Genomic DNA, 16,726 nt, shown 5'->3' on the forward strand with positions numbered 1-16,726 from the left:
ACTGCTTTCAACGAGTCCTGACGAGCAAAACTTAATCCTTCGGATAAACCACACTTTCAGCCAATATCATTCGACTTCAATCCTCTCTAAAAGCAGCGAAATGTCCTCGCCGATTTTCATATGAACTCTAACGCTTGGCTAAGAAACGTAGGGGAGTTTGAAATGCTGCCCTTTCGGTTTGCTCATTAGCCAAGCCAAATATTTTTATAATTTACTTTATTTTTTCATTATCAAAATTTTGGATTGGCGGACTATCCAAAAGCTCTGAACTTTCGAGCACCACCAAACCCCTATGTTTTCTTAGCCTTTGTTGTATGCCGTGCCATTTTTCCTTTTGTAGTAGTCTGTTTCAGGTTACTAGAGCCATACTCTTTGACAAGTTTTGGTTTTGTGCGGTTGATTTGAGCGACTTGGCAATGTGTATGGCTGTATGTTATAGCAGAAAGCCTTTTTTCAACCCGTATTCAACACCTTTCTCCCAATCCGAACTTAAATGTTCTCGAACTGTATTGAATAAGTGTTCTACTACATCTTCGTGAATTGGGTTCTTTTTATAGTCATCGGCATACCTAAATTCACGGTCGGTATTCTTCTGTTTTCTAAGGACGTAGATTTGGTCAACCTTATATTTTCCTAAGTTTACCTGACTAGTAAGTTTTAACCATTCAGAAACCACTATATAAATACCATTTGGGTTCTTGTTTTTCAGTTGTTCAGCTGCAGTTGATGAGCCTTCAAGCATTGTCTTGTCCAAATAAGTCTTACACTCGATCGCAACAGCTGGTATTTGAAGCGTTACTTCTTCAATGTCTGTGCTGCCATGTACTTGCATCTTAGTATCGATGTTAACGCCAATTACAAAGTCATGGTCTTTCTTTTCAATTTTGGTATAAGGCTTAGTTACCATTTCCCTAAAATTTGGGGCATTAAAGAAAACGTCTTTAAAAGCGTGAGCCTTTCCTAATTGAGCATGCTCAGAGAATTCAAAAACTATGTCTTTGAATAAATAATAAATGAATTCTTCTAAAACACTTGAATGCAGATTCGATCTGGAATCAAATTGTTCTGCATATTTCTGTTCATCAATGAAATCTTTATATTCAGTAAACAACCTAACCCTTTCCTTTATGGTCTCAGAATCTGTTTCTTTTATTTCAATATGAGGACCTTTGAGGTCTTCATTTGCCTTATTCCATTTGTCGTATTCTACACGTATTTCCTTTACATAGGAAACTGATGTCGCATCACGGTATTTAGTGCCGTGATTTTCTTTCTGTTTTAAATTGTCTCCGTGAACGTACATTCCAATTCTTTTATTGGTTCAGATTTAAAAACCTGGTAAATATTTTCTGCGATAGCTTTTGCCATTAATGGAGGTACAGCATTACCGATTTGGTTGTATTGACATAAGTGCTTTTCTTCTGTTCGTCCTTCTCGTGCCAACAGCTTGTGGCTAACAACTGTTGGCTTCCCTTTGAAAACAAACCAATCAGGGAATGATTGAACTCTAGCCCCCTCTCTTGGAGTAAAGTTTCTGTTTTTAAAGGGATGAACAAAATTGGCGTAAAAAGAAGCGGCTATGGTATGACATGGTTTTTCAGGGTATAGTCTTCTATTATTTTGGTCATAAACTTTCGTTGAAATCTCTCCATTTCCATTTCTCTTGTGAGGTTTCAGGTGGTCAGGTACATCAGAAACCGAATGACCCCAAGACATTGATTCAAATCTTTCAACCATACGCTTAGAGTGGTTCATAGCTTTGTTATTATATACCTTTTCAGAGCCTTTTCTAAGTAAAACCTGATAATCATTTGTTGGGGTTTTGTCATATGGCATTTCCTCAGAACCTTCTCTAGCTTCAATATCTGGTAAATCAGATATCGCATCCCATAAAGTAGGGCATTTTTTTAATCCTTCACCAAATAGACTTGGGGCAGTATCTGATACAGAATGCGTAGGGGAAGGGTGCGGATTTTCCAAGGGCGTCTTTGTTGCAATTACAACCAAACGCTTTCTGATTTGTGGTACACCATAATCCGTAGCACTTAGAATTTTATCATAAGTAAAATATCCAAGTTCTTCGAGTTCTTTTTTGATAATATCTATCACAAATTCCTTATCCGCAGTTTTTGCCTTTGTTATGTTAGGAACATTCTCCATAATCATAACCTCAGGATTAAATATTCTACCAAGTCGCACGAATTCTTGAAAAAGTGAATTTCTAGGATCTTTTGGGTCGCCTGCATTTCGATTGCAAATTGAGTACCCTTGACATGGAGGACCACCTAAGATAATATCAGGCTTTTCCTGAAAAGCCCTTAACAAATCTTCATCGCTATATTGCTGTATATCACCTACCAAAACATTAGCACCTTTATGATTGTGTTTAAAAGTATCAGCTGCCCATTGGTCATATTCAATTCCCCCAATTATTTCATAATCTCCTGTCAGTTCAAATCCAAGACTAAATCCACCTGCACCTGAAAAACTGTCTAATACTTTAATTTTCCTTTTAGTCATGTGCGTTCGATTTAGTTGTTTTTAAATATTTAATTTGCTCTTCAGCCACTTTTAAGGCTTCTATTCCTAACTCCTCATCTTTTAATTCATAAGTGATTTTGTCACTTAAAAATCGAATAGTTAGTTGGTTGCAGTCAAGTTGAAATACTTCAGATAATATGGAAACCATTTCTTTAACTGGATGTCGTTCATTCCTCTCTATTTTGCTCAATGTGGATTGATCAATGTCAAGAAAAGCCGCAAGTTTTCTTAAAGGCATTCTATGCTCTTCTCTTAAACCTCTTATATACTCACCGAACGTTTCCATAATTGTTTAGAAATATTATTCTTGACAAATTTGTCAAATAAATTTATGGTATACTAATTATTTGAGTATAATTTGATAGTAATATTCTGAGCGTGGGGAGATTTTAGCTCTTTTGGTTTTTGGGGTGGGTTTTGTGCGTTGGCAAAAACCAAATGTGCTAAAATGTGCGGTGGGTTTTTCTCCGTTCTCGAATGGCATACAACGTCGACTGTATGTTTAGCTTTAGCGTCGTTGATTATTTGTAAGCTGACCATTCAGTCATCTAATTAAAACAGCTTACAAGTTAATCAATGAAATATACGCAGTGTTATTGTTCGTTTGAAAATTGGAATCTACCGCTGCATTTCGCTGTTTTGTTCTGAAAAAATATGAATTATAGACGGGGCTATGAATCGTCTTTTTGAAGAAGAGAGGTGCCTTTTTAACTGCTTATCCCTTGAAATTGTGGTGATTTTCGCCTAACTTCAATCTCAAGTTTTGTCAACGTGTCCACGTTTTGAAAGACTGCTTTCAACGAGTCCTGACGAGCAAAACTTAATCCTTCGGATAAACCACACTTTCAGCCAATATCATTCGACTTCAATCCTCTCTAAAAGCACCGAAATGTCCTCGCCAATTTTCTTATGAACTCTAACAATTCAATAAACACACCTTTGTGGTGTTTACTTCGGTTGTATCAAAGCGAATCTAATGGATTTTTGATATCTCGCAAACTTGAGGTGGCAGCATAGGTATACATTTGGGTGGTTTCTAGAGAGTTGTGTCCCAATAATGTTTGAATAGTGCGTAAATCTGTGCCTGCTTCTAACAGATGTGTTGCAAAACTGTGACGCAGCATATGTGGTGTAACGACCTTTAATATTTTTGCATTTCTTGCAGCGACTTTTATAATTTTAGCCAGGCTAGTAGCGCTGTATTGAATAAACAACAATCTTAAAGACAACTGATTTCAGATTCTAATCCACGCAAATAGTGCATTAATATTTTCTTAGGAAGTACCCATAGGATACCTAAAAACCCCTCCAATATCTATCGATTATGAGGCACCAAAAAAAGCCTGTTTTTGTCTTTTCAAAAACCCGTGCAGGCTTGTCTCAAAGTCTGCACGGGTTTGACCTAAAGTCTGCGCAGATTCGGAGCAAAGTCTGCGCGGGTTTGATCTAAAGTCTGCGCGGGTTCAGAGCAAAGTCTGCACGGGTTTTCTAGCAAACCTGTACAGGTTTAGCATAAAGTCACAGCAGGTTTGTGGCAAAGTATCAGTAGGTTTTTGGTAAAGCTTCAGTAGGTTTAGGACAAAGTCTGCGCAGACAGATCAAAAAAGGTGTAACTATAAAAATCTGAAATCCATATTATACGTAGATGCCCGTCTTGAGCTCAACGAATTTAACAGTAGGTATGCCGCCCCTCTGACTCCTCTGGTCGTAGTGTCCGCTACGACCCTTTTATAAAGTAGAGCGTCTGCTCGATTATAAGTAGCTGAACACCAAGTCCCCTTCCTCTCCTGTATACTGTCTGGCAACCCACTTTCTGCATTTGCTTTATCCTGCAAAGTCTCCTTGATCTATCTAGATCTGAAACGCTTAAAATCTCTAATCACATCTGACAGCTCTCCCTCAGACACACTAATAATCAAATGATCATAACAATGCTTCAGACTTGACAATAGGCTTTCTTTGAATCGTCTCGTATAAATATATCTACCCAATTCACAACAGTAAAAGTCACACTGTGAACCGATGACCACTGATCACGAATTGCATATTGTCTATCCATCAATACAAGATAAATGCATTCTACAAAACGTCAACAACGGGCGAACGCCCTTGTCTGTATTGGATCTCAGCGGACGAATTATTAGGTTTGTTCGGAAAGCAATGGATTATAACTCCTCCAATTAGTCTGTAATGATGAGTTTCGAATAATGATGTCCAAAACCCAAATGATTGTTCAGATATGACCTTTCCTGAAGAAAGAGAAGCTTATAGTTGATATTATACTTTTTAAGTATTTGTTCTATTCGTTCAAAGGTGGAAGCAAATTCACCCTCCTGAAGTTTTTTTTTGGAAAAGTAGACAGTGTTATTTTCTTTGCCTGTAATCATCTAAGTCTGTTTTTCCAGATTCCCTTAATTACTTTTCCGACTTCTAAAAATTCCTCTTTAGTAAAAGTGTCCGTTTTAGCGTTGTTACACCAGTAACAGGAATAAACTAGATTCGATACATTTGAATATGGAAGATTAGGCTCTAAACGTTCAATTTCTAGCTTTCTACCTCTGTTTCTTTTTGTCAGTTGTGGGTGTTTATTCCATAAATGTTCAATCTCTTTTTCCGAGATTTCGCAGTAATAGCACTTTTTGTCTGTGGACTCATGCCAGTTTCGGAAGTCTTTAAAATCAACTTCTTTACATTTTTTTAGCCACTTATCACGGATTGAGGTTAGGTAGGTTCGTTTGTCTTTTAATTCATCCCACCATGGTGCAAATTCGCTTCGAGAGATTTCCATTCGTTTTTCAATTTCGGAATAGGTGAGTCGGTCAATAACCGCTAACTGTAAAAACTCTTTTTGCTTATCTGTCATTTAAAAAAATTATTCACCACAACGGTCTCGGCTATGAGTAGTTGCGTGGGTTAGCACTTAACTTTACAAGTACACACCAAGTTGGAAATTCCGCAGGAATTTCCAAAGTAGGCGAGAACAAGCAATTACTTATAGCCATTGTTACCTGCTGGCTTTTTTTATTAAGAAAATACTTCTTTATCGTCAGAGAATGATTTGAATTCCAATGGATTTCCACTAAAATCAAAAACGAACATTGTCATTTGCTCACCAACTTTTCCTTTGTATCTCGTTTGAGGTTTAACCACAAATTCAATGTTTTCGGATTCCAATTTCTTTTGAATCTTTATAAATTCACTTTTCTCAAGTAAACATCCGAAGTGAGGAATTGGGACGCTGATTCCGTCTACTTTCCCACAGTAATCCAATTCAGGAATTCTATCACTCACGTGTGCAGATAGTTGATTGTCAAAAAAATTAAAGTCAATCCAAGATTCAGTCGACCTTCCTTCTTTACAACCCAAAATATCCACATAAAATTTTCGGGTAGATTCAATGTCTTTTACTTTAAAAGCGTAATGAAAAGCACTCATAGTTTCTTTATGTTATTTTTTTCGTTCATTTTTTTCAGCTTGCAGGTAACGCCCCTGTATCAATCGTGGCGTGTGATTTAGTTTAAGTTTCGACTACAAGATAGCCAAATCTCTGATTTGCGTTATCCCTTTTTGATTCCATAGTGCTAATCTGAGATATGGCGGAGCTTCTAGAATGCAGAGAGTTTTCATTTACAACTGAACCACCATGATTTGATCACAGCATGTTGTGAGTCGTTTTTTAGGCTGTTCCAACATGAAGATTACTTCCAATAGCTCTCAAAACTTTTAGAACAGTTTCGAACTGTGGTTTAGCTCCTTTTGAAAGAGCTTTATAGAGGCTTGGTCTGCTTAATCCCGTTTCTGCAGCTATTTTAGACATTCCTTGCGCCTTCGCAATATGGCCGATCGCAGTTAATATATCTGCGGAATCACCATCTTCCAGAACGGAGTTAAGGTATTCAGCAATCATTTCGTTATCGTCTAAATACTCTGCAATATCGAATTTTGATATTTTGTTAGTCGCCATGATTATTCAATTTCGTTTTTGTAATCCAACCAAAGTTGTTTCGCTTTATCAATGTCCTTTTGTTGGGATGATTTTTCACCACCGTTCAAAAGAAACACAATTCTACCGTTCACATCTTTTAAATACACTCGGTATCCCTTTGCATAGTGAATTCGAAGTTCACTAATTCCTTGTCCAACTGGTTCACAGTCTCCAAAGTTGCCATGTTCTTGTATTCGCTGAATTCTGAAAAGTATTTTAGCCTTGGCTCGTTTGTCTTTGAGCTTTCTTAGCCATTTATCGAATTCACCCGTCTTTTCTATAGAATACATACGCAAATGTATTCACTTGGATACAGCTATGCAATTGATTTATTGAAATGTAACGAATGAAAATCGATGACTCACCACACCCTAGTATGTGACACCATGTCGCATATCCGCAATGTATCTTTAACTAATCTAGTAGATTTTTAATGGTTGCCAAACCTTTGACTGCTACATGGGTGTAAATTTCTGTGGTTCGTAACGAATTATGCCCCAGCAAGGTCTGAATGTAGCGCAAGCCTGTGCCAGACTCTAGCAAATGCCTGAAGAAGGGGGGAAAGTATGGGGCGCGAATTCTAGCTATTGAAGCTGCTCTTGCCAACTGCCAACTCCCCCACCGCGCTCAATGTCGAATATTAATTTTAATCCCCAGTCATACAGACTGCCCCGAAGAGACTCCCCTATTTGCTAATTGTCCAAAGCCCCGTCATCTACCCAGCAGGCGAGCATGGCGATCTCTTCGTCTGATATTTCGCCATTGCGTGGCATGGTCTTGCTCTGTGTGAGGCTTTTGATATCCGCTGCTTTTTCCTGAATGTTGTCAAACTGCCCAAAGTCTACGATCCCCGTACCCGCTACATGACAACCACTGATCGCGCAGTTGTTTTGGATGATCGCGCTAATACTCGTCGCATAACTAATCCCCGAGGGGACGTAGACACTTTGTTCGGTGCTGCAGCCCGCTGCATCTGTGACACCCAGTATGTGTTCGCCATTGGCTAAGCCAGTCAGTTGGGGATCGATCCCTCTGTCCACGCCATCCCATGCGTACGTCAGCTGACCCGTACCTCCACTAGCTGTGACCGAGATCGCTCCGTCACTCCCTCCACAGCCTGCATTTTGTGCTACTGTCATGGATATCTCAAATGAAGGCAGGTCAGAGGCCACAGTCAGGGACAGCATCTTGGTACATTGGTTGTCATCACGGACGATGGCGGTGTATGCTCCTGCGCTCAGCCCAGTAAAATCTGTCGTCTCTCTAAAAGACACGCCATCCAGACTGTATTCGTATGGAGCACTCCCTCCACTCGCGAGTAGCGAGACAGTCCCTGCCTCCGTACAGCTCACTGCGCGCTGTGATACTACGGCTAGACCTAGGTCAGATACGGCACAGTCCACAGCTTCCTCCTCTTTGTCGCATGCGCTAAAAAGCACTGCAAGAACTGGAACTAATAATCTTAATTTCATAAGTATCGATTCTAGTATAATTAATCAATATAGGTATTCAACTTTTGTCATTCATGATGCCAACAGCAGTGCTATTGGCCAGACACCAACTGCATCAGTACACCACAGGTATAGGCACCATAGGTACCCAGTGCATAGCCCAGTACGGCCAGTAACACCCCCACTGGCGCCAGCGACGGATGAAAAGCCGACGCTACGACGGGTGCAGAAGCTGCGCCACCGACATTGGCCTGACTCCCCACTGCCACGAAAAAGAAGGGAGCTTTGATGAGTTTAGCCACGACCAGTAGCAATAGGATATGCACCAGCATCCAAACAATCCCTACGAGGAATAGCCCCGGAGAGTCTACGATCGCGATGACATTCATTTGCATCCCGATAGTCGCCACCAATATATAGATAAACAAACTCCCTACTTTGGAAGCGCCTACCCCTTCGAGCTGTCTACATTTGGTAAAAGACAAGCCCAAACCTATGGTGGTCGCAATCACTACCAGCCAAAAGAAGCTACTCGTCAAACTATACTTTGCCAACTCAGGAAAGTTAGCCCCGATCCATGGCCCTATCCAATCCGCCAAAGCATGCGAGATACCCGTCACGCCAAACCCTACTGCCAAAACGATCATCAGATCCGTCATGGTAGGGATTTTGGATATACTAAGTTGATAATCCTCGATTTTATTTTTCACCCCCTCGATCGCCGAAGCATCAGCCTTCAAAAAGGCATCTATCTGCTTAGACTTACCTGCCCCGATCAATAGTACAGCCAGCCACAGGTTCGCTACGATCACATCCACAGTCACCATCTTAGAGAACAACTCCTCGTCTACCTGAAAAACCTCAATCATCGCTGCCTGATTGGCACTACCACCGATCCAGCTCCCCGCGATGGTGGTCATGCCACGCCAGATGTCATGAATATCACCTCCCACTACATCGGGGGCTACCCACGCAAAAAACATGATAGACAAAGGGCCACCTATCATAATACCCACCGTTCCTGTCAAGAACATAATGATCGCCTTGCTACCCAGTTTCATCACCTCTTTGAAGTCCGTGCTCAGTGTCAGCAATACCAAACTCGCTGGCAACAGATAGCGTGATGCCACAAAATACAACTGAGAGTCCTCTCCCGATATGATGCCCATGGAATTAAAAATGGAAGGCAAAAAGTAGCACAGCAGTACCGACGGTACGTAGGTGTAGAACTTTTTCCAAAAGGGAATTTTCGAGTTGTTTGTCACAAAAATAACTCCCAATAATATCATTAGTAAGCCAAAGACCACTGCGTCATTGGTGATCAAAGGTTGCGTATCATTCATTTCCATAAGTTGTTTTCTTTATTAATTCGGACAGTTCACTTAGTATCATCGCCGTAGCACCCCACACCACTCGTTCTTGGATATCAAAATAGGGTGCTTCGATCTGTACCCCCTCATAAGGCTTGATCCACATTTTCTTTCTCAAATCGGCATTCTGAATATCAGCCAGATCCACTTCTAGTATCTCCTCCACCTCTATTTGATCCTTGACGAAAACGGGTTTTTCGGTCACATAACCTAGATAAGGTTCGATGTTAAAATTGCTCGGAGGGATGTAGTGACGGCTCAGTTTGCCAATCATCTTGACCTGCTGTGCAGGTACGCCTATCTCCTCGTGGGTTTCTCGCAGTGCCGTCACCGCTAGGTCGCCATCTTCCTCCTCTTGCTTGCCTCCGGGCAGTGCGATCTGCCCGCTATGGACGCCCTGGTAGACTGGACGGACGATCAGCGGGAACTTGACCTGCCCATCCTCAGGGTAGAACAGGATCAAAACAGCACTCTCTCTCGGCGGTGTCTTGTGTGCAAAAGTCCGCTTGACCTCTGACATCCGCGCAGGTGCCATGATATGCTGTGCCTTTATCCCCGGCAGCCCTACTTCCAATACTTCACGTAACGAACTAACAAATCTCTCGATCAAACTAGACTCCTTTTTGGGTTATTGCGACTCTTTTATGAGTGGTGAGAACAAACCTATTAAATATAATTATTAAATTAGGTCGGGCTACCTTCAAAAACATGTCAGACCATCTCCCCTACTACATCTATATCGTCTTTCTACTGACGACTCTTGCGACCTTTGCCTTCCTTCACTTCGGTTTTAAAAGTGCCGAACCCAAAAAATCTAATGTCGCACTGATCATTTCCATTTGTCTGGTTGTGTGGCTATTTATCATTGGCACCTTGTCGCTCAATGCGTTTTTTGTGGATTATGAAACGATCCCGCCCAAATTCGTACTGGCGATAATGCCTCCCAACTTGTTCGTGATGCTGCTCTTTATCAGTAGGAGAAGTCGAAACTTCATTCGCCAAATCCCCATCACCACGCTCACTTACCTGCATCTGGTGAGAGTCCCCGTCGAGATCGTCCTATGGTGGCTGGCACTCGAACACTGGCTACCGATGCTCATGACTTTTGAAGGTAGCAACTATGATATCCTGTCTGGTATCACTGCACCGTTCGTCGCGATATTCATGGTTGGTCTCCGTAGCAAGGTCAAAATCGGTGCTATCATTTGGAACTTTCTCGCACTAGGACTCCTCGTCACCATCGTCTACCATGCTTTGTTTTCTACGCCATTCCCTTTTCAGAAATTCGCGTTCGACCAGCCCAACATTGCGGTATTCTACTTTCCGTTTATTTGGCTGCCCGCCTTTATAGTACCTGCAGTTTTATTTTCTCATCTCGCAGCACTATACCAATTGTTTTCTAAAAGCGAAGAGTCAATATAAATGCATAATTTTCCGCATGGCGCTTGACAAACAATATATCAAACTCATTTTTGGGATCAAACTAAAACAGTACCGTCAGAGACTAAGCATGTCCCTGCAAAACCTGTCTGACCTTTCAGGCGTTTCGGTCTCCTATCTCAACGAGATAGAGAAAGGGAAAAAGTACCCCAAAACAGATAAAATCCTTTCGCTCGCTCAGGCGTTAAAAGTTCATCCTGTAGACCTAAAGTCTGAAAACCTAGACAAGACCCTCGCACCTATCACGCAGCTGATTCACTCGGGTATCCTATCTGAACTACCGCTAGAACTCTTTGGGCTAGAAGCATCCCGCCTCTTGGACCTCCTATCTAATGCCCCCTCCAAGCTCAATGCCTTCATCGGTACGCTACTAGAGGTCAGCAGAAACTATGACGTACGTGTGGAGACCTTCTACTTCTCCGTACTCCGTTCGTATCAGGAAATCCACGAGAACTACTTCGAAGCGATCGAGCAAAAAGCGGAAGAGTTCATCAAAGAGGTTAGTGCCATTCGCCAAAAGCACTTTCAGGCGAAACTATTCGAAGACTACCTCACCGAAGAATACAACTACAAGATCGTGATGGATGACTTTGACTCCCACGAATCCCTCAATGACATGCGGACGCTGACAGTCGTCAAACGCAGGAAAAAGCATTTTATCCTCAATAGTAAATTAAGCTCAAGACAACAAGCCTTTTACCTAGCCAAAGAAGTGGGTTACAACTACCTAGGCTATAAAGAAAGAAACCATGCCATGCCTTGGGTCAAAATTGACTCCTTTGATCAGGTACTCAATGACTTTCGCGCATCCTACTTCGCCACTGCAGTACTCATCAACAAGCATGACTTCACACGAGATTTGAAAACATTCTTTGAGAGCGAATCATGGAACCAAAACATCCTCATCGACACCATGAGAGAGTACAATGCAACGCCCGAGATGGTCATGCAGCGTATGACCAATCTGCTACCAGCGTCTTTCGGACTCAAAGAATTGTTCTTTTTCAAGTTCAATCACCGACCAGACACAGACAACTACCACCTCAGCAAAGAGCTACATCTCTCTAGGCAACACCAGCCACGTGGCACGGTACTACAGGAGCACTTCTGCCGCAGATGGGAATTTATCCAAATGCTGCAAGACCTCTCCGACATACATAAGGAAAAACCTGACCACATCATCGGGGGAGCACACATCGCCCAATACCTCGATACCAAAGATGAGTTTCTACTGCTATCGCTGGCAAAACCCTTTAATCCTACCCCGGGTATCAACAACAGTCTGTCCCTTGGTATTCGTATCAACAACAAGACACGCGAAACGATCAAATTCCTCCAAGACCCTAGCATCAAAACACGACTCGTACATGACACCTGCGAGCGCTGCCCCGCGACCAATTGCAAAAAACGTGTAGCTCCAGCTATCATATTCGAACGTACCAAAAAAGAAGGAGAGCGCATCGAACTACTCCGAGAATATGGCCTAGACTAACCACATAATTACTCCAATAGGAAAGCGGTATCACATGATTTATGTCTAATTTTGTAAGCTTATTTATAGCAAAATTATAAGATAAATCACACTATGTTCTCAGACTGGTTCGGTCATTTCAGCAATTACACCCTCATACAGATCGCAGGGTCAGTGCTCATTATCATCTTCTATTTAATACTGAAGGCTATCTTACAAAAAACGATACTCAATCGTTCTATTCAACAAAATTTTGACCCTGCCCGATCGATCTATGTCCGTAAGCTCGTAGGCTTCATCACCTTGATTCTTTGCTTAGTACTCGCTGGGATAGTCTGGGAGGTATCTCTCAAAGGACTCTCTGTCTACATCGCATCAGTTCTGACGGTCGTTGGTGTTGGCTTGTTTGCGACTTGGTCTATTGTCAGCAACATCACCGCATCCTTGATTCTTTTCTTTTTCTTCCCGCTCAAAATCGGGTCTAAAGTCAAGATCGTAGATGGCGCCAACTCGATAGAAGGCGAAGTGCTCAACCTCTCCCTCTTCTCTATCAAAATACTGGTAGCAGATGGACAGCACGCCTACTACCCGAACAACCTAGCCATACAACGCTATATCATCCACCTAGACGGAGGCTCTGCCAAATAACCAAACTACTGGCAGGGAGAAGCTACGTCGAGCAACTCGGCGTGGCGTTGATAGAGTTTACACGCATCTTCTCTCTGTCCATTGGCTATATAAGCCTTGATCAATGCTTGATAACTCTCATAATTAGTAGAATCCAAGGCAATCGACTGGTGAAATGCGGCTATGCCAGCCTCCCTTTGATCCACGGTAGTTTTGAGACGCCCTAGATTGAGATAAGCATAAGTATTCTCCGCATCGAGCTGAATGCTCTTAGCGATCAATGAATCAGCCATCTCGTATTCCTCCTGTAGCAGTTTGATGTAGCCCGCATTGTTGATAAAGTAGGGCTGGCCCCCTACCATGTTCATCGCCACAGAGATCACAGAATCTGCTTGCTCTAACTCTCCCTGCTCTGCTAATACCAAAGCCAAAGAGTTGAGTGCATAGGGTTCATTTTGGTGAATCACCAAGGCTTGTTCCAGATCAGACTGAGCAGATGCATAGTTTCCTAAATTGTAATGCATAATCCCACGGTTAGAGTACGCGTCGAAATTATCCCCATCCTTGGCTATAGCTGCTGAAAAACTCTCCAATGCTTTGGCGTAATCTCTTTGCTTTTCGAATACCAATCCACTCACCACATCCACCAAAGCAGTATCTGGATAGAGCTTACGAAGGTATGACAGATCCTCAAAGGCATTGTCCATCCGCTCTAGTTCTAGATACGCATAGGCACGGTTAAAAAGCACATCATGGTAATCTGGTTTTAGGCGATAGACCTCATTGTAATCAGCCAAAGCGAGTACATACTTACCCATTTCATAGTATGCCACGCCACGGTTGAGATAGGCGTCCGTGGTTTCAGCATCCTTTTCGAGTACTTGCGAGTACAGTACGACAGCATCTGAATAATACCCCTCATTGAGTTTCTTGTTGGCAGTTTCGAAAGTGTATTTGATGCGGTTCTTACGATTAGCAGGACTACAAGCCACTATGAGAACCAATAAAGAAAGAAATATCAACCATGATTTTTGCATGGCGCAAATCTCATCAGATGCGCGGATAATCAAAAGCGAATGTTAGAATTCTAGTACATGATCATTCTCATGATAAGCAATACGTACTGAGATCTACTCCAAGTGTACAAGCATTCGATAACTACATTAACTTCAACCCTCCTTCTTCACCATGTACTTAATCAAATCAGTAGTCGTCACGATACCAACCAATTCGTTGCTGTCCGTCACTGGCAAAGCATGAAAATGCCCTTGTAGAAAGATATCTGCTGCTTGTTTGATCGTATGACTCACGGGTACTGTCACAGGATTGGCCTTCATCAGTTGCTTGACGGTCATCACATCGAGGAGTGAGTCACTACCCGAAGAATCCTTAAATTTCGCACATTGTTTTACACCATTGATATCCGTCAAACTGATAATCCCAACCAATGTACTATCTGCCAATACAGGAATATGCCGAATCTTGATTTGTTCGAATACATTGAATACATCTCTAATGGTATCTGATACATCTACTGTGATGATATCTCGGGTCATGATGGTTGATATGGGCTCGTTTATGGACATAGTGTGTATTGAGTAGTGTTTAACATGCTAAAACTAAAGCATTATGAATTGTCGCCTTTGATTTTTTGTACAAAAGATGAGTTTTCAGACCATAAGACCAGCCCTATTTATGAAAAAAAACGTCCCCCGCAAATACTAATGCGAGTGCTTCTCGGTCTTGACCTGCCTCCAACAGCGCTTGCACTTCGTGATGCATGGCCTTGAGTCTCGCCTCTCTAGTCGTGTGCTTTGCGAGCGCTGATTGTACTGATGCAGTACGCTGAGAATCCTCGATCTCTGCTGCATTCGGGAGTCTCTCTTGGTTGCCCAGTCTCCCCAGGTTGTTGCCGGTCAGCACCGTACTGTTCCGCGCACTGGCAGGCAACTGATCTACACCTATCCCCTGTCGCTGCAGTGGTTTGGGGATTTCGAAGAGCGCTTCTGGGCTCATACGCCCGTACCAACTGCCTCCCATCCGAGCCACCAGATCCAATCTGGGTGTGTCAAGTTGACGGTTTTCATCCAAGTACTCTTCCCTTACATGCACATGTACCACTTCGGCAAAAACGAGGTTTCCAGCACCGGGACCATCACCCAGCGCCTTGACCTCCGTCACACGACACTCGAATGCCACAGGAGCCTCTCCCACTCTCGGTGGCTGGACCTGCACGCTAGGCCGCTGCGTCAACCCCGCCTTGACGAACTCATTGACTCCCTCTGCATACTCTGTGCTCGACAGAGACATCTGCTCCACGATGGGGTGATTGACAATATTAATCACTACCTCTGGTACAGCGAGCACATTCTCCAGCGTGTGCTTGGTCGTATTGTCTCGTCCTCTCCTAGAGGGAGAAAAAATCATAACGGGCGGATTGGAACTAAACACATTGAAAAAACTGAAAGGACTCAGATTGACTCGCCCCGTTGCATCTACCGTGCTGGCAAAACAGATCGGTCGTGGCGCCACGGCCGACAGCAAATAGTGATGCAATTCGACCTGTGACAAATCCTTAGGGTCAAAACTCAAATCAGCCATCTAATACACTTTAGCAGGTAAAACCTGTGCAGACACTTCCCCAAAACCAACACGTACACCGTCCTTGTCCGCATATCCGCGCATCGTGACGGTATCTCCATCCTCGATGAAGCGACGCACCGTGCCGTCTCGCATTTCTAGGGGTTTCGTTCCTGCCCATGCCAATTCCAACATGGATCCATAAGCATCTGGTGTAGGACCTGAGATCGTCCCAGACGCCATCATATCACCGACATGCACATCACAGCCATTCACCGTATGGTGCGCAAGCTGCTGCGCCATGTTCCAGTACATGTGTTTGAAATTGGATCGACTGACTACCTGCTCTTCGCTCCCTTCGGGGCTAATCGCCACTTCCAACTGGATATCGAAGTTGCGATCACCCGTCGCTTCAAGATACGGCAGAACTTTCGTTTCTTGCTTTGGTCCAGCCACCCGAAATGGCTCCAGTGCTTCCATCGTCACTACCCAAGGCGAAACAGACGAGCCAAAATTCTTGGCCAAAAATGGCCCCAGCGGCACGTACTCCCATTTCTGTATGTCACGCGCCGACCAGTCGTTGAATAGCACCTTCCCAAAAATATACTCCTCTGCCTCAGCAGTCGACACCCGATCTCCCAGCGACGTATCTTTCCCGATGATGTAGCCCATCTCTAATTCAAAATCCACTCGTGACGATGCGGCAAACACCGGTTCGGTAGCATCCTTGGGCAGCACCTGCCCCATCGGTCTGTGAATCGGCACCCCGCTCACCACGATGGATGAAGCCCTGCCGTGATAGCCCACTGGGATGTGCTTCCAATTGGGCAGCAAAGCATGCTCAGGATCACGAAACATCACCCCAACGTTGGTAGCATGTTCGATGCTAGAGTAGAAGTCCGTATAGTCACCTATGCGCACTGGCAAGTGCATCTGCACCTCCGATTGATCAATCAGCAACTCTGGAGATGCTCGCAATGGAGAGTCCTCCTCACACAGCAAGCGCTGTACATCAAGACGCACTTTCCTTGTTACGTTTTTTCCTAGTCGGATAAAATCGTTGAGATAGTCTTGCGCAAAAAAAGCAGACGCTACATCCAGCATCTGATTTTCAGACAGACCGAATAGGTTCACCACTTTGTCTCCTATGGCAATTCCTACATGCTTTTTCCCTCCTTTCTGAGAGTAGATCCCGAAAGGTAAATTGTATATACTAAAATCTGACTCTGCCGCTATTGGCAACCAGCTTTTCATTTCTATC

Annotated in this window: 19 protein-coding genes; 3 read left to right on the plus strand and 16 right to left on the minus strand. The window is 43.2% G+C overall.

Annotated elements, in window-relative coordinates; all coding sequences use genetic code 11:
• Window positions 1-433: 433 nt before the first annotated feature.
• The 12 genes from BUB99_RS17650 to BUB99_RS17715 all read right to left on the minus strand — a co-directional run bounded on the left by BUB99_RS17650 (window position 434) and on the right by BUB99_RS17715 (window position 9,957).
• Window positions 434-1,303 carry a Bpu10I family restriction endonuclease gene (locus BUB99_RS17650; protein ID WP_073124767.1) on the minus strand — a complete coding sequence of 290 codons (870 nt, stop codon included), beginning with the start codon at window positions 1,301-1,303 and terminating at the stop codon, window positions 434-436.
• Window positions 1,279-2,520 carry a DNA cytosine methyltransferase gene (locus BUB99_RS17655; protein WP_073124769.1) on the minus strand — a complete coding sequence of 414 codons (1,242 nt, stop codon included), beginning with the start codon at window positions 2,518-2,520 and terminating at the stop codon, window positions 1,279-1,281. Before BUB99_RS17655 ends, BUB99_RS17650 begins: the two co-directional genes overlap by 25 nt.
• Window positions 2,513-2,827, minus strand: coding sequence for a helix-turn-helix domain-containing protein (locus tag BUB99_RS17660; protein ID WP_073124771.1), 315 nt, complete (start codon window positions 2,825-2,827; stop codon window positions 2,513-2,515). The genes BUB99_RS17655 and BUB99_RS17660 overlap by 8 nt, the downstream gene beginning before the upstream one ends.
• Window positions 2,828-3,503: 676 nt before the next feature.
• Complete coding sequence (locus BUB99_RS17670) at window positions 3,504-3,770, minus strand: tyrosine-type recombinase/integrase (protein WP_084190644.1); 267 nt, start codon at window positions 3,768-3,770, stop codon at window positions 3,504-3,506.
• Window positions 3,771-4,924: 1,154 nt separating this feature from the next.
• Window positions 4,925-5,404, minus strand: a complete 480-nt coding sequence (locus tag BUB99_RS17680; protein ID WP_073124779.1) for a hypothetical protein — start codon at window positions 5,402-5,404, stop codon at window positions 4,925-4,927.
• 161 nt (window positions 5,405-5,565) lie between these two features.
• On the minus strand, window positions 5,566-5,976 hold the full coding sequence (locus tag BUB99_RS17685) for a VOC family protein (protein ID WP_073124781.1): 411 nt from the start codon (window positions 5,974-5,976) through the stop codon (window positions 5,566-5,568).
• 241 nt (window positions 5,977-6,217) lie between these two features.
• Window positions 6,218-6,505: an addiction module antidote protein gene (locus tag BUB99_RS17690; protein ID WP_073124783.1), complete on the minus strand. Its 288-nt coding sequence runs from the start codon at window positions 6,503-6,505 to the stop codon at window positions 6,218-6,220.
• Window positions 6,506-6,507: 2 nt separating this feature from the next.
• Complete coding sequence (locus tag BUB99_RS17695; RefSeq protein ID WP_073124785.1) at window positions 6,508-6,816, minus strand: type II toxin-antitoxin system RelE/ParE family toxin; 309 nt, start codon at window positions 6,814-6,816, stop codon at window positions 6,508-6,510.
• A 124-nt stretch (window positions 6,817-6,940) separates the two neighbouring features.
• Window positions 6,941-7,132 (minus strand): tyrosine-type recombinase/integrase, encoded by a 192-nt coding sequence (locus tag BUB99_RS17700; protein WP_084190645.1) that lies wholly within the window; start codon window positions 7,130-7,132, stop codon window positions 6,941-6,943.
• 86 nt (window positions 7,133-7,218) lie between these two features.
• Window positions 7,219-7,998: a SprB repeat-containing protein gene (locus BUB99_RS17705; RefSeq protein WP_073124787.1), complete on the minus strand. Its 780-nt coding sequence runs from the start codon at window positions 7,996-7,998 to the stop codon at window positions 7,219-7,221.
• A gap of 71 nt (window positions 7,999-8,069) precedes the next feature.
• The gene (locus BUB99_RS17710) at window positions 8,070-9,320 is read right to left on the minus strand and encodes a DUF819 family protein (protein WP_073125009.1); all 1,251 of its coding nucleotides are present in this window, start codon (window positions 9,318-9,320) and stop codon (window positions 8,070-8,072) included.
• Complete coding sequence (locus BUB99_RS17715; RefSeq protein WP_139281088.1) at window positions 9,313-9,957, minus strand: NUDIX hydrolase; 645 nt, start codon at window positions 9,955-9,957, stop codon at window positions 9,313-9,315. Before BUB99_RS17715 ends, BUB99_RS17710 begins: the two co-directional genes overlap by 8 nt.
• 98 nt (window positions 9,958-10,055) lie before the next feature.
• On the opposite strand from BUB99_RS17715, the gene BUB99_RS17720 reads away from it, so the two are divergent.
• The 3 genes from BUB99_RS17720 (at window position 10,056) to BUB99_RS17730 (ending at window position 12,906) form a co-directional block, all read left to right on the plus strand.
• Window positions 10,056-10,769: a hypothetical protein gene (locus BUB99_RS17720; RefSeq protein WP_073124789.1), complete on the plus strand. Its 714-nt coding sequence runs from the start codon at window positions 10,056-10,058 to the stop codon at window positions 10,767-10,769.
• A 16-nt stretch (window positions 10,770-10,785) separates the two neighbouring features.
• Entirely contained in the window at window positions 10,786-12,279 is a 1,494-nt protein-coding gene (locus BUB99_RS17725) for a helix-turn-helix domain-containing protein (RefSeq protein WP_073124791.1), read from the plus strand.
• Window positions 12,280-12,372: 93 nt separating this feature from the next.
• Window positions 12,373-12,906, plus strand: a complete 534-nt coding sequence (locus BUB99_RS17730; RefSeq protein WP_073124793.1) for a mechanosensitive ion channel domain-containing protein — start codon at window positions 12,373-12,375, stop codon at window positions 12,904-12,906.
• Window positions 12,907-12,911: 5 nt separating this feature from the next.
• On the opposite strand, the gene BUB99_RS17735 is transcribed toward BUB99_RS17730, so the two are convergent.
• The 4 genes from BUB99_RS17735 to fahA form a co-directional block, all read right to left on the minus strand.
• On the minus strand, window positions 12,912-13,955 hold the full coding sequence (locus tag BUB99_RS17735; protein WP_139281089.1) for a tetratricopeptide repeat protein: 1,044 nt from the start codon (window positions 13,953-13,955) through the stop codon (window positions 12,912-12,914).
• A gap of 99 nt (window positions 13,956-14,054) precedes the next feature.
• Window positions 14,055-14,471: a CBS domain-containing protein gene (locus BUB99_RS17740; protein WP_073124797.1), complete on the minus strand. Its 417-nt coding sequence runs from the start codon at window positions 14,469-14,471 to the stop codon at window positions 14,055-14,057.
• A 103-nt stretch (window positions 14,472-14,574) separates the two neighbouring features.
• Entirely contained in the window at window positions 14,575-15,486 is a 912-nt protein-coding gene (locus BUB99_RS17745) for a flavin reductase family protein (RefSeq protein ID WP_073124799.1), read from the minus strand.
• Window positions 15,487-16,719 carry a fumarylacetoacetase gene (gene fahA / locus BUB99_RS17750; protein ID WP_073125013.1) on the minus strand — a complete coding sequence of 411 codons (1,233 nt, stop codon included), beginning with the start codon at window positions 16,717-16,719 and terminating at the stop codon, window positions 15,487-15,489.
• Window positions 16,720-16,726 lie beyond the last annotated feature (7 nt).

It is taken from the genome of Reichenbachiella agariperforans, assembly GCF_900142205.1.
GTDB classification, from domain to species: Bacteria; Bacteroidota; Bacteroidia; order Cytophagales; family Cyclobacteriaceae; genus Reichenbachiella; species Reichenbachiella agariperforans.

What these genes read in the sequence shown, in the direction of transcription:
- BUB99_RS17710 (WP_073125009.1), bottom strand. Translation starts at nt 9,320, where the DNA reads ATGAATGATACGCAACCTTTGATCACCAATGACGCAGTGGTCTTTGGC.
- BUB99_RS17650 (WP_073124767.1), bottom strand. Translation starts at nt 1,303, where the DNA reads ATGTACGTTCACGGAGACAATTTAAAACAGAAAGAAAATCACGGCACT.
- BUB99_RS17685 (WP_073124781.1), bottom strand. Translation starts at nt 5,976, where the DNA reads ATGAGTGCTTTTCATTACGCTTTTAAAGTAAAAGACATTGAATCTACC.
- BUB99_RS17745 (WP_073124799.1), bottom strand. Translation starts at nt 15,486, where the DNA reads ATGGCTGATTTGAGTTTTGACCCTAAGGATTTGTCACAGGTCGAATTG.
- BUB99_RS17725 (WP_073124791.1), top strand. Translation starts at nt 10,786, where the DNA reads ATGGCGCTTGACAAACAATATATCAAACTCATTTTTGGGATCAAACTA.
- BUB99_RS17705 (WP_073124787.1), bottom strand. Translation starts at nt 7,998, where the DNA reads ATGAAATTAAGATTATTAGTTCCAGTTCTTGCAGTGCTTTTTAGCGCA.
- BUB99_RS17740 (WP_073124797.1), bottom strand. Translation starts at nt 14,471, where the DNA reads ATGTCCATAAACGAGCCCATATCAACCATCATGACCCGAGATATCATC.
- BUB99_RS17695 (WP_073124785.1), bottom strand. Translation starts at nt 6,816, where the DNA reads ATGTATTCTATAGAAAAGACGGGTGAATTCGATAAATGGCTAAGAAAG.
- BUB99_RS17690 (WP_073124783.1), bottom strand. Translation starts at nt 6,505, where the DNA reads ATGGCGACTAACAAAATATCAAAATTCGATATTGCAGAGTATTTAGAC.
- BUB99_RS17660 (WP_073124771.1), bottom strand. Translation starts at nt 2,827, where the DNA reads ATGGAAACGTTCGGTGAGTATATAAGAGGTTTAAGAGAAGAGCATAGA.
- fahA (WP_073125013.1), bottom strand. Translation starts at nt 16,719, where the DNA reads ATGAAAAGCTGGTTGCCAATAGCGGCAGAGTCAGATTTTAGTATATAC.
- BUB99_RS17720 (WP_073124789.1), top strand. Translation starts at nt 10,056, where the DNA reads ATGTCAGACCATCTCCCCTACTACATCTATATCGTCTTTCTACTGACG.
- BUB99_RS17730 (WP_073124793.1), top strand. Translation starts at nt 12,373, where the DNA reads ATGTTCTCAGACTGGTTCGGTCATTTCAGCAATTACACCCTCATACAG.
- BUB99_RS17655 (WP_073124769.1), bottom strand. Translation starts at nt 2,520, where the DNA reads ATGACTAAAAGGAAAATTAAAGTATTAGACAGTTTTTCAGGTGCAGGT.
- BUB99_RS17680 (WP_073124779.1), bottom strand. Translation starts at nt 5,404, where the DNA reads ATGACAGATAAGCAAAAAGAGTTTTTACAGTTAGCGGTTATTGACCGA.